Source organism: Dactylosporangium salmoneum, assembly GCF_039532525.1.
Taxonomy (GTDB): domain Bacteria; phylum Actinomycetota; class Actinomycetes; order Mycobacteriales; family Micromonosporaceae; genus Dactylosporangium; species Dactylosporangium salmoneum.
This window is the reverse complement of record NZ_BAAARV010000056.1, coordinates 1-17042: the sequence shown is the minus strand read 5'-3', so window position 1 is coordinate 17042 and position 17042 is coordinate 1. Positions and strand designations below refer to the sequence as shown.

Sequence of the window (17042 nt, the reverse complement as noted above, 5' to 3'; positions counted from 1 at the left end):
CTACGCCCCCGACCCGACGCGCGGCCGGGCCCGATCGCCTACCGTCGAACCATGAACGCGCGGGCATGGCGGGACGTTGGGCTGGGGGCGGTGGTCGCCGTGGTGGCGGTCGCCGGCGCGATGACCGCCCCGCCGGCCCGCACCGCCCTGGACGGCCGGGGCGTGGCCCTGCTGATCGCCGCCGGGCTGCTGCTGGCGGTGCGCCGCCGGTACCCGCGGGCGGTGGTGTTCGCGGCCGCCGGGTGCCTGCTGGCGTACCTCCTCCTGGGCTTCCCGGGCGTGGGCCCCGCCCTGCCGGTGCTGGTCGCCCTCCACTACGTCGTCAGCCAGGGCGCCCGCCCCGTCGCCGCCGTCACGGTCCTGACCATCCTCGTCGTCGGCGTGGCCGGCGAGCTGCTGAGCACCGGCGCCCACCCGCCCGACGTCGTCCAGCGCTGGTTCCTGCTCATCGGCTGGATGGTCGCCGCCAGCGCCATGGCCGAGATGACCCGCCACCACCGCGCCTACCTCGCCGAGGTCGAACAGCGCGCCGCCGAGGCCGAGCGCACCCGCGAGGAGACGGCCCGCCGCCGGGCCGACGAGGAGCGCCTGCGCATCGCCCGCGAGCTGCACGACTCCCTGACCCACAGCATCTCCATCATCAAGGTCCAGGCCGGCGTGGCCGTACACCTGGCCAGGAAACGAGGCGACGAGATGCCCGACTCGCTCGTCGCCATCCAGCAGGCCAGCACCGACGCGATGCGCGAGCTGCGCAACACGCTGGAGGTCCTGCGCACCGACGAGACCTGCAACGGCCTGGACCGTCTCGACCTGCTGGTCGACGGCGCCCGCCAGGCCGGCGTCCCGGTGACGGTCCGCATCGAGGGCCCGCGCCGCGACCTGCCCTCCGAGGTGGACGGCGCCGCCTACCGCATCGTGCAGGAGGCCCTGACCAACGTGGCCCGCCACGCCGGCCCGGCCACCGCCGCCGTCTCCATCCACTACGGCGAGTCGGCCCTGACGGTGAGCATCGACGACGACGGCCGGGGCGCTGCCGCACACACCCCGGGCGTGGGCCTCACCGGCATGCGCGAGCGCGTGACCGCCCTCGGCGGCCACCTGCACGCCGGCCCCAGCACCTCGGGCGGCTTCCGCGTCCGAGCCGAGCTTCCCTTGGGGGTCGCCGCATGATCCGCGTGCTGCTGGCCGATGACCAGGCGCTCATCCGCGCCGGCTTCCGCGCCCTGCTCAGCGCCGAGGACGACATCGAGGTCGTCGCCGAGGCCGCCGACGGCGACCAGGCCGTGACCCTCGCCGCCGCCCACCACCCGGACGTGGCCCTCGTCGACATCCAGATGCCCGGCGTCGACGGCATCGAGGCCACCCGCCGCATCGCCGGCGACCCGGCCCTGGCCGCGGTCCACGTGGTGATCCTGACCAACTACGGCCTGGACGAGTACGTCTACGCCGCCCTGCGCGCCGGCGCCGCCGGCTTCATGGTCAAGGACACGGAACCGGCCGACCTCCTGCACGGCGTGCGGGTCGCGGCCCGCGGCGACGCCCTGCTCTCCCCCGCCATCACCCGCCGCCTGATCGGCGAGTTCGTCTCCCGCCCCCCGCGAGGCCCCCAGGCCGGCGCCCTGGCCGCCCTGACCAACCGCGAGCGCGAGGTGGTCGCCCTGGCCGCGAGGGGCCTGTCCAACGACGAGATCGCCGAGCAGATGGTCATCAGCCTGGCCACCGCCAAGACCCACGTCAGCCGCGCCATGACCAAACTCCACGCACGGGACCGCGCCCAGCTGGTCGTCTTCGCCTACGAGTCAGGTCTGGTCACCGTCTGACCACGACCCGCAAACTCGATCGCCCGGCCGAATCGGCCCGTGCGATGATCGGCGCCTGGGTCGCTAGCTCAACTGGTAGAGCATTCGGCTGCGTAGCGCGTCCGCTCTCCGCCTGCGCGGGCATGGAGGCGCTTCCTTCTCCTTTTGGACCGAAGGGTTCGGGGTTCAAGTCCCCGGCGGCCCACGCTGTGCTTCTGCGGCTTCGGCGCGGCGGGGGGGTCCCACCCCGCACCCCCTGGCCGCTGCGCGGCCAGATCGCCGTGTGCTCGGCGGGCAACAGTGCCCTGTGCCGAAGCCGGACGAGCCATCGCCTCATCCTCCCGGCGGGCTCACGTCACTTCCGCCGTTCTTACCTCAACCGCCGCGCCGGCCGGAGCCGGGTCCTCCACGATCATGAGGCTTCGCGCTCAGGCATCGTTCGCGCGGGCTCGTTGCAGCGGGAGCCGGAAGCCGACGATGATCAGCCAGGCCAGCCCGGTGAAGCGAGCGACCGGCAGCAGGTAGGCGGCGTTGTCGACCAGCAGCGCCAGCGTGGCCACCTCGGCAACTGCCGCGATGACCAGACCGGTCCACGCGAGCCAGGCCGGCAGCAGCCGCGCGAGCAGGCCCGGAACGGCCACGCCGGCGATCAGCAGACCCAGCGGGACGACGTGGCCCGGTCCGCCGGCCGCGAAGTTGAGGTATTGCAGTCCGCGCACCAACGCCGGTTCGTCGAGCACCTCCTGCCGCGACAGGGTCCAGGCGAGCAGCCCGGACAGTGCCAGGAAGCCCGACGACAGGATGCCACCGACGAGCGCGATGGTGGCCCCGGGCGCCCGGATGCCGAGCTGGTGCAGGCGGGCCGAGGCCGTCGCGGCGTAGATCGCCAGCGGGATCGCGGCGCCGAACTGCAGCGCACCGCCGATCTGGACCGCGAGGCGGTGGTCACGGAAGTACGCCAGGATGTCGGGCGTCGCGCCGAACGGCGAGGGATATGGCTTGCCGTCGGCAAGCACGGTGCCGAGGATCAGTCCGGCGAGGAACAGCCCGGTGAACACCACCGCGAGGATGCCCAGCGGTGGGCCGCCCTGCGCGGGTCGACGCCGGGTCTCGGTGCTGGCGACGCTGGTCATACGATCACCCGCCCGCCGGTCAGGTCGAGCGTCACGCCCGTGATCCAGGACGCCGAGCCCGACGCCAGGAAGAGCACGGCCTCGGCGACGTCCTCCGGCCGGCCGATGCGGCCGAGCGGGAAGGACCCGGCAAGCTCGTCGAGCTGCTCCGCCGTCATGAACTGTTGCATGCGGTCGTTGAGCACCGCGGAGGGCGCCAGGCAGTTGACCCGGATGCCGTGCCGGCCGACCTCGTTGGCGAGGTGCTTGGTGAACATGACCACGCCGGCCTTGGCCGCCGCGTAGGCGGCGCTGGCGCGGCTGGGGTGCCGGCCCGCGGCCGACGCCATGGTGATGATCGCGCCGCTGCGCCGTTCGATCATGCCGGTTAGCACCTCGCGCACGGCGAGGAACACCGACGTCAGATCCGACTCCAGCGTCGAACGCCAGCGGTCGGCGTCGAGCTCCTGGGTCGGCACGGGCTGGCCTTGGCCGCCGGCGAAGGGCGCGAGGATGTCGATCGGCCCGAAGCCGGCCTCGACGTCCGCGCAGATCCGCCGCACGACGTCGACGTCGGTGACGTCGCCCGGCACGGCCATCGCCCTGCCCCCATCGTCGTTGATGCGCCGCACGACGCGGTCGACCGCGTCCGTGTCACGCCCGTTGACCGCGACGCTGACGCCGTTGGCGGCCAGGGCATCGCAGGTGGCGGCGCCGATTCCCCGCGAGCCGCCGGTCACGAGCGCGACCTTGCCCGCCAGATCGGGATGACTGGTGCAGTTCATGGTGCCATCCGTTCTCTCGATCGAATAGTTCTGTTGAGTGAATCGTTCAGCTTCGAGTACCATAGCGCCATGAGTTCACGCCGGCAACCCACCCCGAGGGGAGCGGCCTTCCTGCTCGCCCAGATCGGCGCGCACGCGGCCGAGCGGTTCGCGCAACGGGTTCAGCAGCTCGGGCTGACACCGCCTGACGTCGGGTTGCTGCGCATGATCGCGGCGCAGCCCGGGCGCAGCCAGCAGTCGGTGGCGGTCGACCTCGGGGTCGTGCCGAGCCGCGTCGTCGCCCTGGTCGACAACCTCGACCACAAGGGGCTCGTCGAGCGGCGACCCGGCGAGACGGACCGCCGCCACCACGCCCTGCATCTCACCGCCGAGGGAGAGCAGTTGATGATGGAGATGCGCACCATCGCCTCCGCCCACGACGACGACATCTGCGCAGCGCTGAACGGCGAGGAGCGCGTCCAGCTCGCCGGCATGCTGCAGCGCATCGCCGAACAGCAGGGGCTCACGCCGGGGGTGCACCCCGGATTCCGCCACCTGGGTGCGCGCCGCAGACCCAACGCCGAGGACGGTGCCGTTGCGGCAGACGGCCCACGGCGCACGGCCGGGCCACGCAGCCGGACCGGACCGGCCGACGGACCCAATCCCCGGGAACGGTAGGGCCGACGACGGGCCGCCGCTCGCCCTCGGTCTCGCCCCGACATCGGCTCGCGGCACGCTCGCCTCTGGTTACGCTCGGCGCAGGTTGGTCCCCGCCGCCAAGGTGCGCTGGATTCGCCTGCTGGCGGCCGCGTTGTTGCTGGCCACGCCCCTCGTGGCGGACGATCAACGCGATCAGCGACAACCCCGAGTACTTCCGGACGCTGCAGAACCTCGGCGCCGTGATCGAGGCGCACACGATCACGCACACCAAGCTGTCCGGTCTGTCGTACGACGCGCAGCGGCGGGAGATCTGCGGCTCGGCCGACCGGCTCGGCGAGCTCTACGGCCGGCGGCCGGTGCTGTTCCGGCCGCCGTTCGGCGAGAAGGACACGACGACGCTGCGCGCCGTGCGCGACTGCGGGATGAAGGCCGCGATCATCCTCATGCACTTCCGCGACCAGTTCGTCGAGGACTTCATCGCCGCGCTCCAGGGCATCAAACGGGCCGGCCTGACGCCCGCGCGGCTGGAGGACTACTAATCCTGATCTGTCGCCGCGCGTCAGGTGATGTCGTCGAAGCGGCGCTCCAGCGGCGTCGGCGCGGCCACCGGGGCCGCCGCCTCGACCGGCTCCACGTCGTAGTCGTCCAGAGCGGAGGTCTCGTCGTCGCCGATGTTCGCGTAGGACGGGCGGTTGCGGCCCCGTCGCTTGTCGTTGACCAGCGCGAAGGCCACTGCCCCGAAGTACAGCAGCGACATGCACAGCGCCAGGAACGTCATGCCGAACGGGTCGGCCGTCGGGGTGGCGATGGCGGCGAAGACGAAGAAGATGAAGACCGCGATGCGCCACCAGCCCAGCAGGCGCTTGCCGCTGGCGATGCCCGCGATGTTGGCCAGCATGATCCCCAGCGGGAACTCGAAGGCCACGCCGAACACCAGCATCATGCCGGTGACGAAGTCGACGTACGCCATCGCCTCGAGCATGATCGACGTGTTCGGGTTGATGAAGCCGATGAGGAACTCGAGGCCCTTCGAGACCACGATGAACGCGAGCACCGCGCCGGCCGCGAACAGCGGCGCGGCGAGACCGGCGAACACGTAGGCCCACCGGCGCTCGCTGCGGTGCAGGCCCGGGGCGACGAAGGCCCACAGCTGGTACATCCAGAACGGCGACGAGACGATCAGGCCAGACCACAGCGAGATCTTCAGCGTCAGCAGCAGCGGGTCGGTGACCTTGAGGGCCACGAACTCGCACCGCCAGCCCTGGGGCAGGACGCCGTTGTTCGCCGCGGTCGCGTTCTTCAGCGAGATCTGGCAGTACGGGTCCTGGAGGATCTTCAGGACCCAGGTGTGCAGCAGGTACCCGACGATCAGGCCGAGGACGATCGCGACGGATGCCCGGAAGAGCCTCGTGCGCAGTTCCCGCAGATGCTCCATGAGGGCCATGGAGCCATCTGCGGCGTGCTGGATGTTCGACGGCTGCTTGTCACGCCGCCGGGCGAGGACGCTCACGACCCGAGCGCGCCTCAGCGCTCACGGGCGTGATCGACCAGGTCCGCCTGCGGCTTCGGCGACGGCTGGTCGTCGACGATCTGGCCGCTGAGCGGCGCCCGGCCCGGCTGCGCCTCGGCCTTGGCGTCGGCGTCCTCGTCCGCGAGGCCCTTCGTCTCGGCCTTGATGATCCGCATCGAGCGGCCGAGCGAGCGCGCCGCGTCCGGAAGACGCTTGGCGCCGAACAGCAGGATCAGTACCACCGCCAGGACGATGATGTGCCACGGCCTAACTGCACCCATGTGAAGCCACCTCACTGAAAATTGCCTGGGGTCCCACCCATGCCGGAGTGGGACCCCAGGATCGGTATGGCTGTTGCTTACTTGCGACCGGAAGTGTTGATGCGCTCCAGGGTGCTGCAGCCCCGCCAGACCGTGTTCGCGGACCCGGGCGGGTTGAGCGTCAGGTCGCCGGCGTCGTCGTGCTCCAGGAAGAACCGGTAGTCCCGGAGGTCCTTGATCGCGGACAGCGCGCGGGTCCAGTCGACGTCGCCCTTGCCGGCGTCGGCGAACCGGAACTTCTTGCCACCCGCCCGGGTGCCGGCGGCCGCCGTGCGGTTACCGTTCGGGTCCCACTTGATGTCCTTGATGTGGAACGCGACGAAGCGGTCCCCGTGGTTCTTGATCCACCAGTACGGGTCCTCGCCGGCGACCGAGACCCAGCCCAGGTCGACCTCGAACTTCACGTACCGGGGGTCGGTGTTCTCGAGCAGGACGTTGTACAGCGGGACGCCGTTGTCGAGCATGAACTCGCGGTCGTGGTTGTGGTAGAAGAAGCCGCCGAAGCCCTGCGAGACGGCGTGCTCGCCGCACTGGTTGAACGCCTCGGCCATGGCCTTGAAACCGTCTTTGGTGTAGTCGCCGGCGCCGGGACCGGGGAAGCCGATCTGGCTGCCGGTCCCGACGTACGGGAACCTGCCCAGCGTCTGGGCGTCCTGGAAGATCTGCATCCGGCCCTCGTAGCTCATCCACGGGTTCGGGAGGTTGAGCGCGCGCGGGCCGAAGTGGTTGCTGACGATGCGGAGCCCGTAGGACTCGACGATGGACTTGAGCTGGGCCGTCGTCTTGGCGTAGTAGTCGCCGGCGAGCTCGAGCTCCCGGACGCCGGCGTCGTGGACCGCCTCCAGGGACAGCTCGAGGTTCTTGTAGTCGCTGCCGATCAGCTGGCGGACGGTGAAGATCTGCAGGCCGACGCGGTCGGCCGGGATCACGTTCGGCCCGCCTGCGGGCTGGCCCGCCGACGAGGGTGCAAGGGCGGAGGCTGGGCTCGCAGCGGCGGCGACCGCTCCCGCGGCCAGCACGCCGGCGCCGGCGCCGAGCATGGCGCGGCGACTCAGCTTGTTTTCCATTGGTCCTCCTTCGGGTGTTCGCGCGGCCCAGCGTCCGCCGCGGTAGCGGACGGAGGGGGGTGTAAGGGCGGGGGCTCCTCGATGGCCGCGCATTGACGACCCTAGGGCGGCGGCGGAACATTTGACAAGAGTCAGACAGAAGTCCGTGATCCGGATGCATAAGTTGTCTGATTGGCGGCATAAAGCCTGGCCGTTGGTCGGCCGTCAAGCAGAAGTTGCCTGCAGGGCAACGGGATCGCCTCTTGCGCCGTCATATGATTCACTTCGACCATGCCCCAGCCCCCACCCCCGCCACGTGCGTCGGCTCATCGCGGCGCGGCGGCCACTGGCGAGCACACCGGGCCCGGGTCCGGGGCTCCCGGTGCCGGGGAACTCCTGCAGTTCCTTCGCGACGGGCAGCCCCGGACCCGCGCCGAGCTGTCCAGACTCACCGGGCTGGCCCGGTCCACCGTCAGCCTCCGCGTCGACGCCCTGCTCGCCAGCGGCCTGCTCGCCCCCTCGGGCGAGGCGGCCTCGACCGGCGGCCGCCCTCCGACCAGGTTCGCGTTCAACCCGAAGGCTCGGGTCGTCGTCGGCGTCGACCTCGGGGCGACCCACGGTCGTGTCGCGCTCACCGATCTCACCGGCCGCCCCCTGTCCGAGGTCGCCGAGCACGTCGACATCTCGGCGGGCCCGATCACGGTCCTCGACTGGGTCGTCGCGACGACCCGGCGGCTGCTCGACGAGGCGGCCCGGGACGTCGAGGACCTCGTCGGCATCGGGATCGGCCTGCCCGGCCCGGTCGAGCACTCCAGCGGCAGGCCGATGCGCCCGCCCATCATGCCGGGGTGGGACGGCTTCGACGTGCCCGGACACCTGCGGCGCCATTGGGACGTGCCGGTCCTCGTCGACAACGACGTCAACATCATGGCGCTCGGCGAGCACGTGATGGCCCACCCCGAGCTCGACCACCTCCTGTTCGTCAAGGTCGCCACCGGCATCGGCGCCGGGATCATCAGTGGCCGCCGCCTGCTGCGGGGCGCGGTCGGCGCCGCCGGCGACCTCGGCCACGTGGCGGCCCCCCACGCCCCCGACGTCATGTGCACCTGCGGCAACACCGGATGCCTCGAGGCCGTCGCGAGTGGCCGCGCGATCGTCGGGCACCTCGCCGCGGCCGGGGTGCCGGCAACGACGAACAGCGATGTCGTCGCGCTCGTCTGCGGTGGCAACATCGCTGCCGCGCAGGCGGTACGTCAGGCTGGGCGCACGATCGGCGAAGTCCTCGCGACGTGCGTGAGCCTGCTCAACCCCGAGCTCGTCGTCATCGGTGGTTCACTGGCCCAGGCCGGCGAGAGTCTCATCGCCGGGGTGCGGGAGGTCGTGTACGGCCGCTCGCTCCCGCTCGCCACCGCCCGCCTGCAGATCGTGCCCGCGACGACCGGCCCGCAAGCCGGCGTCATCGGCGCGGCGACGATGGTCATCCAGCACGCCCTCGCCGCCGATCGCATCGACGAGGCGCTCGCCGGCGCCTGAACCCGAGCACCGCCAGCGGTCCGGCGAGGCCCGTTGCACACATCAGCGCGCTAGCGAGAGCAGCTAGCAAGAGCAAGGGAAGGGGCCGGCACATGGGCTTGGACAACCTCGGCGGCTGGGAGTTCGTCGTGATCATCCTGGTCGGGCTGTTCATCTTCGGCCCCGACAAGCTCCCGAAGGCGATCAGCGACGGCGTGAAGATGCTGCGCCAGGTCCGCCAGATGGCCCGCAACGCGACCGGCGACCTGAGCAAGGAGCTGGGCACCGACATTCAGCTCGAGGATCTGAACCCGAAGAACTTCGTGCGCAAGCACCTGCTGAGCGAGGAGGACGAGGCCGCGCTGCGCAAGCCGCTGCAGGGCATCTACGACGACGTGCGCGGCGTCGCCGACCAGGTGAAGCGCGACGCCGAGTCGGCCGCATCGGCCGCGAAGTCGGTCACCGCGCCGGGAACCACTCCGACCCCTGCCCCGGCCCCCGCCGCACAGCCGGTCCCCCGCGTCTCACTGGACGACGTCACCTGAGGTTGCCCGGACCCGGCGCGAACGAGGCGGCTTCGAGGGTCCGGTCTTTGCCCGCGGACGGCGCGACCAGGGTGTTACGATCGGCGCGCACCGCGGGCGCAGGCGCTGTGACAGCGCGCGGACGGGCGGAACGACGGTGCTCGGCGATGTCCTTGCCGCGAGCGGATGTCCACATCGGACAACAGATCCGCCGCCGGCTGCGCCGATCTACCGGAGACATCTGCGATGACGATGCATGCCGACGACGCTCAACTGCGCCGTCACCTCCGCGACGCCGAGGTTCCCGCGCTCCTGATGACGGTGGCGCACCTGACCGGCGACACCTCGATCCTGCGCGACGACCTCCGCACCGACGGCTGGCTGTTCCTGCCCCAGGGCGGGCTCACCGCCCGGCAGCGGGAGGAGGCGCGCACGCTCGCGGCCGGCGTGCTCGCCCGGCTGGGCGACGGGGCCCCGCTGCCGCCGCCGGACGCGCCGACGCTGCGCCGGATCACCGGCTGGGCCCTGGGCGTGGACACGGCCGACCTGGCACCGATGCTGGCCGAGGAGATCGTGCTGCCCGGCGCGGATCCCAGGGCGCCCGGCTGGAGCCGCGACGACCTGCCCGGCGCGCCGGACGTCGAGGTCGCCGTCGTCGGCGCCGGGATGAGCGGGCTGCTCGCCGCGCACCGGCTGACCCAGGCCGGGGTGCCCGTCACCGTGTACGAGAAGAACGGCGACGTCGGCGGCACCTGGTTCGACAACACGTACCCGGGCTGCCGGGTCGACGTCGCCAGCCAGCTGTACAGCTACTCCTTCGCGCAGCGCACCGACTGGCCGTACCACTTCAGCACCCACGAGAGCCTGCGGCAGTACTTCACCGAGTTCGCCAAGCAGCACGGCCTCTACGAGCGCATCCAGTTCGACACCGAGGTCCGCGCGGCCGTCTGGGACGAGGCGGCGGGCCGCTGGCGGCTCACCCTGGCCACGCCCGACGGCGAACGCACCGTCACCAGCACCGTGCTCGTGACGGCCGTCGGGCAGCTCAACCGGCCCTGCCTGCCCGGCATCCCGGGACGCGACGAGTTCGCGGGCGCGGCGTTCCACTCCGCCCGGTGGGATCACAGCGTCGAGCTGGCCGGACGGCGGGTCGCGGTTGTCGGCACGGGCGCCAGCGCCATCCAGTTCGTCCCCGAGATCGCCACGACGGCCGGCGAGGTGCGCATCTTCCAGCGCACGCCGCCGTGGCTGCGGCCGACCCTGAACTACCACCACCCGGTCGCCGAGGGGCTGCGCTGGTTGTACGAGCACCTGCCGTACTACATCGCCTGGCACCGCTTCTGGCTGCTCGCGCCGGGGCTGCACCGCGTGCTGGAGGGCTGGGTCGTCGACCGGGACTACCCGCCCACCGAGCGGGCCGTCTCGGCGATGAACGAGGCGCTGCGCGCGACGCTGAGCGGCTACATGCGGGGCCAGCTCGCCGGCCGCCCCGACCTCGAGCCGCTGGTGATCCCCGACTACCCGGTCGGCGCCAAGCGGATCCTGCGCGACAACGGCGCATGGATCGCCACGCTCAAGCGCGACAACGTCCGGCTGGTGGGCGAGCGGATCGAGCGGATCACGCCGGGCGGCATCCGGACCGCGGACGGCGCCGAGCACCCCGCCGACGTCATCGTCTACGGCACCGGCTTCGCCGCCTCGGAGTTCCTCGCGCCGATGTCGGTCACCGGCCGCGGCGGCGCCGACCTGCGCCGGTCCTGGAACGGCGACGCCCGCGCCTATCTCGGCCTGACCGTGCCCGGCTTCCCGAACCTGTTCTGCCTCTACGGGCCGAACACGAACCTCGCGGGGCACGGCGGCAGCATCATCCACATGTCCGAGTGCGCCGTCACCTACCTGCTCGACGCGGTGCGGCACCTGCTCGGCGCGACGCACCGGGCGGTCGAGGTGCGCCGCGAGGTCTGCGACGCCTTCAACGCCGAGGTGGACGCGGGCAACGCCGAGCGCGCCTGGGGCTTCTCGAAGACCGGCGGCTGGTACGTCAACCGCGCCGGCCGGTCGGCGCAGAACTGGCCGTTCCCGCCGCAGGAGTACTGGCGGCGCACCCGGCGGTTCGATCCGGCGGAGTACCTGCACCTGCCGTGACCGCCCGGATGACCTCGCCGGCGTCGCGCAGCGCACGGACGCCCTCGGGCAGGATCGGGTGGTACCACTGCCAGACATGGAACATGTGCGGCCAGTGGTGCAGGACGGCCCGCCCGCCGGCGGCCCGGATGCCGTCGACGAGCCCCATCGCGTCGTCGAGCAGCACCTCCTGGCCGCCGGCCTGGACCAGCACCGGCGGCAGGCGGGCGAGGTCGCCGAAGAGGGGCGAGAGCTCCGGCCGCCGCGGATCGGCGCCGCCGGCGTACCGGGCGGCCATTGCCCGGAGGTCGTCGGTGGCCAGCACCGGGTCGGCCGCCGCCAGCTCCCGATGGCTGCGGGAGGAGCAGGTCAGGTCGGTCCACGGCGACAGCAGCACCAGCAGGTCCGGCGGGCGGCTCCCGTCGTCGCGCACGCGCATCGCCACCGACAGGGCCAGGCCGGCGCCGGCCGAGTCCCCGGCGACGACGAGCGGGCTGTCCGGCGCCGCGGCCCGGATCGCCCGGAGCGCGGCGAGGCCGTCGTCGACCGCGGCCGGGAACGGATCCTCGGGGCCTCGGCGGTAGTCCAGCACCAGGCAGGCGGCCCCGGCGGCGTCCGCCAGTAGCCCCGCCAGGTGCAGGTGGGTCCGGGCCGAGCCCAGGCAGTAGAAGCCGCCGTGCAGGTAGAGCAGGACGGGCCGGTTCCCGGCGGGGCGGCGGATCCAGATCCCGGAAGCCGCCCCGACCGGTACCACCTCCAGATCGGCCGGCGCCGCCGCGAACGCCTCGGCGGCCCGCTCGTAGGCGACCCGCCACTGCGCGAGGGTGCCCGGACGGCGCAGGGCGGCGTGCCGCAGCATCTGCCGCACCAGCGCCGCGTTCGGCGACGGAAGGTCCGGCACGACCATGTCCGGGTACGGCATCGACGTCACTGCGCCGTGTATCCGCCGTCGGTGGCGAAGTACGAGCCGGTGGTGTTGGACGCGCGGTCGGAGGCGAGGAACGCGATCAGCTCGGCGACCTCCTCGGTGCGGCCCAAGCGGCACGACGGGTGCAGGTAGGCCACCCCGGCGGCGCCCTCCTTGCTCAGCATGGGCGCCTGGATGAAGCCCGGCCCGACGCTGTTGACCCGGATGCCGTGCCTGGCGTACTCCAGGGCGGCGGTCTTGGTCATGCCGACGACGCCGTGCTTGGCCGCCACGTAGGCCACCGACCGCGGGAAGCCGACCGACCCCATGACCGATGCCACGTTGACGATGGACCCGGCACCGTTGCCGAGCATGGCGGGGATCTCGGCCCGCATCGAGTAGAACACCCCGTCGAGGTTGACCGCGATCACGTCGTCCCAGCCGTCCAGCGGGTACTCCCCGGTGAGGGCCCGCGGCCCGCCGATGCCGGCGTTGTTCACGGCGACGTCGAGCCGGCCGAACGCGTCCACCGCGGCGGCCACCATCGCCTCGCACGCCTTGGGATCGCGCACGTCGACCCGGTGCGCCACGGCGGGCTTGCCGATGGCCTCGGCGACGCGCGTCGCCGCGTCGAGGTCCACGTCGGCGACCAGGACGCTGGCGCCACGATCGGCCAGCATCGTCGCGCACGCCTCGCCGATGCCCGAGCCGGCCCCCGTGACGAGCGCGGCCTTGTCCGCGAAGTCCGTCATGCTCCCACCACCATCTCCTGCGCGCCGGAGCGCGCCTTGACCGATCCGACCACGCGGCGCGCCCACGGCTGCCAGTCCTCGAAGCCGAGGAACCGGCCGAGCCGCTCGAGCTGCGGCAGCGGGTCGTCGATGATGTCCTCGTACGCCATCCTCAGCAGGCGGCGCGGCCGCGCGTCGACGATGGCCTGCTCGGCCTGGCTGGCGAGAAACGCGCACAGTCCCTGGTAACGCCGGACGTCCTCGCCGCGTTCGCGCAGCGTCTCGGCGGTCAGCCGGTCGGGCAGGTAGCGCTCCACCTCCGCCGGCACCCGCTGGCCGGGGGCGATCTCGAACGGGTCGAGGCCGTACCGGCCGACCAGTTCCACGCGCAGCTGCATGAGCTGGAAGCAGGAGTGCCGGCTCATCGACCGGGCGGTGTCCGCCCAGTCACGCGTCAGGTAGACGACCCTCGCGTCGGGAAAGTCCTTCAGCAGGTACGGCGCGATGTTGCTGGAGCCGCCGGAGCGCTCGACCCAGCGCCGCCGGCCGGCGAGCGAGGTGAGCAGGTCCAGGAACATCCGGTGGTGCCGGGCCAGCGGCTGCTCCGGGAACGCGGGCACCAGCCCGGCGAGCATGTCGTACAGGAGGTCCGGGTCGGCCGAGATCTTCGGCAGCGTGGTCGCGAGGATCTGCGGCAGCTCGGCGAGGTTGCCGGCCCAGCGGCCGTGTGCCGGGTAGCGCACCTCGGACGGCACGAGGCCGGTCCGGAACAGGGTGGCGAGCTGGGTGCTGGGCGCGCTCAGGGCCGCCCAGTACGCCGGGCCGGTGAGCACCTTCTCCCCGGCGATCCCAGGCGTCACCCACATGAGGAACTCCTGGACTGACAGGGTGTCGGGCTGCTCGGCGATCAGGTCGGAGAGCATCGTCGAGCCGCACCGGCCCGTGTTGATGATGATGGCGTGGTCGTGGGTTGCTGGATCCATGGATGTCCCTATTGGTCAATGCAGGCCAGTTGGTGATGGTGGGAGTGCAGGCCGCCGGATTGCAGCAGCCAGGGCAGGACGATGTCGCGGACGCAGTCCGGCTGGTCGACGAGGACCGTGTGCCTCTGCCCGGGCACGGTGACGATCCGGGCCTGCGGCAGCACCCTGCGCACGTCGGGAGCGAGCTCGCCCACGGTTGCCATGCCGCCGTACACGCACAGGACCGGGCATCCGATCGCGGCGATGTCCTCCTCCGGCGGTGTCCGGCTGGCCGGCACGTCGCGCATGAGGCTGGTGCCGGTGATCACCTCGCGAATGGTCCGCGCCCGCCGGCCGAGGCCGCCGCGCCCGTCGATCCCGGCGAGCGTGTCGTCGGGCAGGTACGCGGCGGCGTTGGCGAGCCACCGCGGCATCCGCTCGCGCCACGCCGCGATGGGCGGCACGGCCTCGACCGCGACGATGGCGGCGACCCGCTCGGGGTGGCGCGCCGCGTAGCCGAACGCGATCGTGCCGCCGAACGAGTTGCCCAGCAGGACGACCGGGCCGGTGACGTCCAGCGCGGCCAGCAGCGCCGCCAGGTCGTCCACGAAGTCGTCCAGCGCGTAGCCCTCCGCCGGGCGTTCGGTGTGTCCGTGCCCGCGCAGGTCGTACATGACCACGTCGAGGCCGGCGGCCGCGAGCGGAGCGGCCAGGGTGAGGTACCAGCTGGCCAGGGTGTCCAGGGCCAGGCCGTGGATCAGCACCGCGGTCGGTGCGGTGCGCTGCGCGCCGGACGCCGGTTCGGGCGGGGCGAGCCGCTCCACGTGGACGGACAGGCCGTTGGCCAGCACCGTGCTCATGCGGGCGTGCCCACCCTGCCGGGGCCGGCGTCCGCGTTGTCCACCGAGGCGGCGATGTGCTCGACGAGCTGGCCGACCCGCAGGTGCCGGGCCGCGTCCATGTCGAGGCCGGCGATGAACTGGGCGAAGTTCACGGTGTCGCCGAACCGGGCCTGCAGGCGGCCGGCGAGCGACACCACGTCGATGCTCTCCATCTCCAGGTCGTCCTGGAAGGTGGTCGACATCGTGATCTCGCCGTCGACGCCGGAGTGGTCACGGATCGCGTACAGCATCTCGGCGACCTCGGCGAGAATCGCGGATCGGTCAGCAGGCATGGGATGTCCCTTCTGATGGTTCGGGCCGCTCTGCGCGGCCGGTTGGGTTGACGGGCTCCGGTCCCCACGTCCAGCCGACGACGTAACGCCGCGGCGGCAGGTCCTCGGGGTTGGAGATCTCTCGATGGGCGACCAGGTACACGCGGCCGGCCACCGCCACGGTGAGCCCCGCCGGCGTGGCCTCCACCACGGTGAACCGCTTGGGATCGCCGGCCAGGCCGGTGCCCTCCGCCTTGGCGGCGGCCTCCTTCGCGGTCCAGAAGCGGGCGAACCACACGTGCCGGTCCTCGCCGGTCGCCGCCGCCGACTCGAGCAGCAGCCGCCGCTCGGCGTCGGACATCACGAAGGCGATGGTGCTGTCCGTGGAGTCGGTGACCTCGGCGACGTCGATGCCCACGCCGGGAGCCTCGGGTGGCGTGCCCGGGGCGCTCGGCCTGGCGATCGCGACCGCGATCTCCGCGACGTGGGCGAGCGAGACGGTGTACTCCCGGTAGCCGCGGCCGGCGCGCGGGTGGACCCGGGGCCTCCCGTTGGGGTCGTTGCGCACCGACAGCTCGATCGGGTACACGTCGGTGTGGCCCTCGTCCCACATCTGGAAGCGGACGGCGTCCTGGACCGCGATCCGGCCGAGCAGCCACTGCTTGCGCGCCTTCGGCGGCCGCCGCTCGTACTCGGCCGCGCCGGCGGCGCCGAGGATGCCGCGCGCGGCCAGCCCGCGGGTGACCAGGTCGGGCCAGCGGTCGAAGGCGACGGTCCAGCCCTCCGGCTGGCGCAGCGACATCGCGTTGCGCCCCGGGAAGCGCTCCGCGGCCCGTGCGGTCGGGTGGCTGACGAACTGCCGGTGGACGCACTCGTCGAGCTGCGCCCAGACCTGGCCGTCGACGGCGAGCTGCGCATCGAAGACGACCTGCTCGGCGCCGACCGAGCGGATGTGGACGACGCAGTCGACCGCGGTACCCGCGGCAGGCTCGGGACCGAAGAACCGCGCGTGCCCGATCCCGACCGGCAGCGCCCCGAACGGCTGCGTCGTGAACAGCCAGTCGCCCATGAGCTGGGACGCGTTGTCGAGCAGCGCGCCAGGCGGTGGCGGTGCGGTCAGCACGCCGCGGACGTGCGCGTCACCGATGGCGCGGACCTCGGTCAGGCCGCGGAACGAGGGCCCGTGGAACACGAACCGTTCGGCGTACATCTGCTCGGCGCTGATCTTCGGGGGCTGTTCCGTGGCCGGGTCGTGCCGCCACACCTCCGGGCGCTCGGCCGGGTAGTCGGGCGCCACCTCGACCGTGGAGCGGGAGTAGCCGCCGAAGATCACCGAGAGCCTGCCTGGTCCGGCGGGTTTGACGGTGATCTCGACGTCCTGCGGCGGCGCGGCGACGCACCAGCGGTTGAACCGGGCGTCGCGCACGGCGACCACCCGCGCGCCGGGAACCGCCTGCCGGGCCGCGTCCATCATGTGCTGCATGACCGTGGTCGCCGGCACCACGGGCCAGCGGTCCTGTGGATCGGGCCAGTCGTCGGGCTGGGAGAAGAAGCAGTGGTCGAGCAGATACGGCATCGTGTCCAGGGCGACCCGCAGGACCGTGCGGTGGACCTCCGGCGGCGGTGGTGGCGCCGGCGGCGTGCCGGGCCCGCTCCCGCCGTTGTTCGCGCCGCCCAGCAGGGAGGCCAGCTCGGCGGCGGCGCTCGACTGGCCGGCGAGCTTGCTCAGCGCCGCCAGGGCCGGCGTGGACGAGGTGGACGGCGTGGACGGCGTTCGGGGCGCCGGCACGACGGCAGACGCCGCCACCGCTGCCGTCGCGACGGCGCGGTCGCCCTGCGCGGCGGGCGCCGGCACGCCGAGCAGGTCGCTGGCCCCTTCGCCGAGGCGGACCAGCGGCACGCCGAGGTTGAGCCGCAC

General features: G+C 72.5%; 18 protein-coding genes and 1 tRNA gene. 8 read left to right on the top strand and 11 right to left on the bottom strand.

Annotated elements, in window-relative coordinates; translation table 11 throughout:
* Positions 1–51 precede the first annotated feature (51 nt).
* The 3 genes from ABD352_RS29660 to ABD352_RS29650 all read left to right on the top strand — a co-directional run bounded on the left by ABD352_RS29660 (position 52) and on the right by ABD352_RS29650 (position 2004).
* On the top strand, positions 52–1170 hold the full coding sequence (locus tag ABD352_RS29660; protein ID WP_344615804.1) for a sensor histidine kinase: 1119 nt from the start codon (positions 52–54) through the stop codon (positions 1168–1170).
* The gene (locus ABD352_RS29655) at positions 1167–1820 is read left to right on the top strand and encodes a response regulator (protein WP_344615803.1); all 654 of its coding nucleotides are present in this window, start codon (positions 1167–1169) and stop codon (positions 1818–1820) included. The genes ABD352_RS29660 and ABD352_RS29655 overlap by 4 nt, the downstream gene beginning before the upstream one ends.
* Before the next feature lie 57 nt (positions 1821–1877).
* Positions 1878–2004, top strand: a tRNA-OTHER gene (locus ABD352_RS29650).
* A 223-nt stretch (positions 2005–2227) separates the two neighbouring features.
* Here the strand turns inward: ABD352_RS29650 and ABD352_RS29645 are convergent.
* Both ABD352_RS29645 and ABD352_RS29640 read right to left on the bottom strand, forming a co-directional pair.
* Positions 2228–2932, bottom strand: coding sequence for a DUF4386 domain-containing protein (locus ABD352_RS29645; RefSeq protein ID WP_344615802.1), 705 nt, complete (start codon positions 2930–2932; stop codon positions 2228–2230).
* A complete protein-coding gene (locus ABD352_RS29640; protein WP_344615801.1) occupies positions 2929–3696 on the bottom strand; it encodes an SDR family NAD(P)-dependent oxidoreductase in 768 nt (255 codons plus the stop codon). Before ABD352_RS29640 ends, ABD352_RS29645 begins: the two co-directional genes overlap by 4 nt.
* A 69-nt stretch (positions 3697–3765) precedes the next feature.
* Between ABD352_RS29640 and ABD352_RS29635 the strand changes: the two genes are divergently transcribed.
* Both ABD352_RS29635 and ABD352_RS29630 read left to right on the top strand, forming a co-directional pair.
* On the top strand, positions 3766–4353 hold the full coding sequence (locus ABD352_RS29635) for a MarR family winged helix-turn-helix transcriptional regulator (RefSeq protein WP_344615800.1): 588 nt from the start codon (positions 3766–3768) through the stop codon (positions 4351–4353).
* Positions 4354–4418: 65 nt separating this feature from the next.
* Positions 4419–4874 carry a polysaccharide deacetylase family protein gene (locus ABD352_RS29630; protein ID WP_344615870.1) on the top strand — a complete coding sequence of 152 codons (456 nt, stop codon included), beginning with the start codon at positions 4419–4421 and terminating at the stop codon, positions 4872–4874.
* Between the two features lie 20 nt (positions 4875–4894).
* Here the strand turns inward: ABD352_RS29630 and tatC are convergent, their stop codons facing one another.
* The 3 genes from tatC to ABD352_RS29615 form a co-directional block, all read right to left on the bottom strand.
* Positions 4895–5779 (bottom strand): twin-arginine translocase subunit TatC, encoded by an 885-nt coding sequence (gene tatC / locus ABD352_RS29625; RefSeq protein WP_344615869.1) that lies wholly within the window; start codon positions 5777–5779, stop codon positions 4895–4897.
* An 80-nt stretch (positions 5780–5859) separates the two neighbouring features.
* Entirely contained in the window at positions 5860–6126 is a 267-nt protein-coding gene (tatA, locus tag ABD352_RS29620; RefSeq protein ID WP_425553687.1) for a Sec-independent protein translocase subunit TatA, read from the bottom strand.
* Positions 6127–6203: 77 nt separating this feature from the next.
* Entirely contained in the window at positions 6204–7232 is a 1029-nt protein-coding gene (locus ABD352_RS29615) for a sugar phosphate isomerase/epimerase family protein (RefSeq protein ID WP_344615799.1), read from the bottom strand.
* A 270-nt stretch (positions 7233–7502) separates the two neighbouring features.
* On the opposite strand from ABD352_RS29615, the gene ABD352_RS29610 reads away from it, so the two are divergent.
* The 3 genes from ABD352_RS29610 (at position 7503) to ABD352_RS29600 (ending at position 11392) form a co-directional block, all read left to right on the top strand.
* The gene (locus ABD352_RS29610; RefSeq protein ID WP_344615798.1) at positions 7503–8744 is read left to right on the top strand and encodes an ROK family transcriptional regulator; all 1242 of its coding nucleotides are present in this window, start codon (positions 7503–7505) and stop codon (positions 8742–8744) included.
* 92 nt (positions 8745–8836) lie between these two features.
* Positions 8837–9268, top strand: coding sequence for a Sec-independent protein translocase subunit TatB (locus ABD352_RS29605; RefSeq protein WP_344615797.1), 432 nt, complete (start codon positions 8837–8839; stop codon positions 9266–9268).
* Positions 9269–9493: 225 nt separating this feature from the next.
* Entirely contained in the window at positions 9494–11392 is a 1899-nt protein-coding gene (locus tag ABD352_RS29600) for a flavin-containing monooxygenase (RefSeq protein WP_344615796.1), read from the top strand.
* Here the strand turns inward: ABD352_RS29600 and ABD352_RS29595 are convergent.
* The 6 genes from ABD352_RS29595 to ABD352_RS29570 all read right to left on the bottom strand — a co-directional run.
* Positions 11289–12293 (bottom strand): alpha/beta hydrolase, encoded by a 1005-nt coding sequence (locus tag ABD352_RS29595; protein ID WP_344615795.1) that lies wholly within the window; start codon positions 12291–12293, stop codon positions 11289–11291. The two genes, ABD352_RS29600 and ABD352_RS29595, sit on opposite strands and share 104 nt — an antisense overlap.
* Positions 12294–12298: 5 nt before the next feature.
* Positions 12299–13030, bottom strand: coding sequence for an SDR family NAD(P)-dependent oxidoreductase (locus ABD352_RS29590; RefSeq protein WP_344615794.1), 732 nt, complete (start codon positions 13028–13030; stop codon positions 12299–12301).
* Positions 13027–13992: a sulfotransferase domain-containing protein gene (locus tag ABD352_RS29585; RefSeq protein WP_344615793.1), complete on the bottom strand. Its 966-nt coding sequence runs from the start codon at positions 13990–13992 to the stop codon at positions 13027–13029. Before ABD352_RS29585 ends, ABD352_RS29590 begins: the two co-directional genes overlap by 4 nt.
* Positions 13993–14000: 8 nt before the next feature.
* Entirely contained in the window at positions 14001–14831 is an 831-nt protein-coding gene (locus tag ABD352_RS29580) for an alpha/beta fold hydrolase (RefSeq protein WP_344615792.1), read from the bottom strand.
* Positions 14828–15145, bottom strand: a complete 318-nt coding sequence (locus tag ABD352_RS29575) for an acyl carrier protein (protein ID WP_344615791.1) — start codon at positions 15143–15145, stop codon at positions 14828–14830. The genes ABD352_RS29580 and ABD352_RS29575 overlap by 4 nt, the downstream gene beginning before the upstream one ends.
* Positions 15135–17042: 4'-phosphopantetheinyl transferase superfamily protein (locus ABD352_RS29570; RefSeq protein ID WP_344615790.1), on the bottom strand; the 1908-nt coding region annotated here is incomplete at its 5' end. The genes ABD352_RS29575 and ABD352_RS29570, both read right to left, overlap by 11 nt.

What these genes read in the sequence shown, in the direction of transcription:
- ABD352_RS29635 (WP_344615800.1), top strand. Translation starts at nt 3,766, where the DNA reads ATGAGTTCACGCCGGCAACCCACCCCGAGGGGAGCGGCCTTCCTGCTC.
- tatC (WP_344615869.1), bottom strand. Translation starts at nt 5,779, where the DNA reads ATGGCCCTCATGGAGCATCTGCGGGAACTGCGCACGAGGCTCTTCCGG.
- tatA (WP_425553687.1), bottom strand. Translation starts at nt 6,126, where the DNA reads ATGGGTGCAGTTAGGCCGTGGCACATCATCGTCCTGGCGGTGGTACTG.
- ABD352_RS29660 (WP_344615804.1), top strand. Translation starts at nt 52, where the DNA reads ATGAACGCGCGGGCATGGCGGGACGTTGGGCTGGGGGCGGTGGTCGCC.
- ABD352_RS29575 (WP_344615791.1), bottom strand. Translation starts at nt 15,145, where the DNA reads ATGCCTGCTGACCGATCCGCGATTCTCGCCGAGGTCGCCGAGATGCTG.
- ABD352_RS29615 (WP_344615799.1), bottom strand. Translation starts at nt 7,232, where the DNA reads ATGGAAAACAAGCTGAGTCGCCGCGCCATGCTCGGCGCCGGCGCCGGC.
- ABD352_RS29590 (WP_344615794.1), bottom strand. Translation starts at nt 13,030, where the DNA reads ATGACGGACTTCGCGGACAAGGCCGCGCTCGTCACGGGGGCCGGCTCG.
- ABD352_RS29595 (WP_344615795.1), bottom strand. Translation starts at nt 12,293, where the DNA reads ATGCCGTACCCGGACATGGTCGTGCCGGACCTTCCGTCGCCGAACGCG.
- ABD352_RS29600 (WP_344615796.1), top strand. Translation starts at nt 9,494, where the DNA reads ATGACGATGCATGCCGACGACGCTCAACTGCGCCGTCACCTCCGCGAC.
- ABD352_RS29640 (WP_344615801.1), bottom strand. Translation starts at nt 3,696, where the DNA reads ATGAACTGCACCAGTCATCCCGATCTGGCGGGCAAGGTCGCGCTCGTG.
- ABD352_RS29580 (WP_344615792.1), bottom strand. Translation starts at nt 14,831, where the DNA reads ATGAGCACGGTGCTGGCCAACGGCCTGTCCGTCCACGTGGAGCGGCTC.
- ABD352_RS29655 (WP_344615803.1), top strand. Translation starts at nt 1,167, where the DNA reads ATGATCCGCGTGCTGCTGGCCGATGACCAGGCGCTCATCCGCGCCGGC.
- ABD352_RS29585 (WP_344615793.1), bottom strand. Translation starts at nt 13,992, where the DNA reads ATGGATCCAGCAACCCACGACCACGCCATCATCATCAACACGGGCCGG.
- ABD352_RS29645 (WP_344615802.1), bottom strand. Translation starts at nt 2,932, where the DNA reads ATGACCAGCGTCGCCAGCACCGAGACCCGGCGTCGACCCGCGCAGGGC.
- ABD352_RS29605 (WP_344615797.1), top strand. Translation starts at nt 8,837, where the DNA reads ATGGGCTTGGACAACCTCGGCGGCTGGGAGTTCGTCGTGATCATCCTG.
- ABD352_RS29610 (WP_344615798.1), top strand. Translation starts at nt 7,503, where the DNA reads ATGCCCCAGCCCCCACCCCCGCCACGTGCGTCGGCTCATCGCGGCGCG.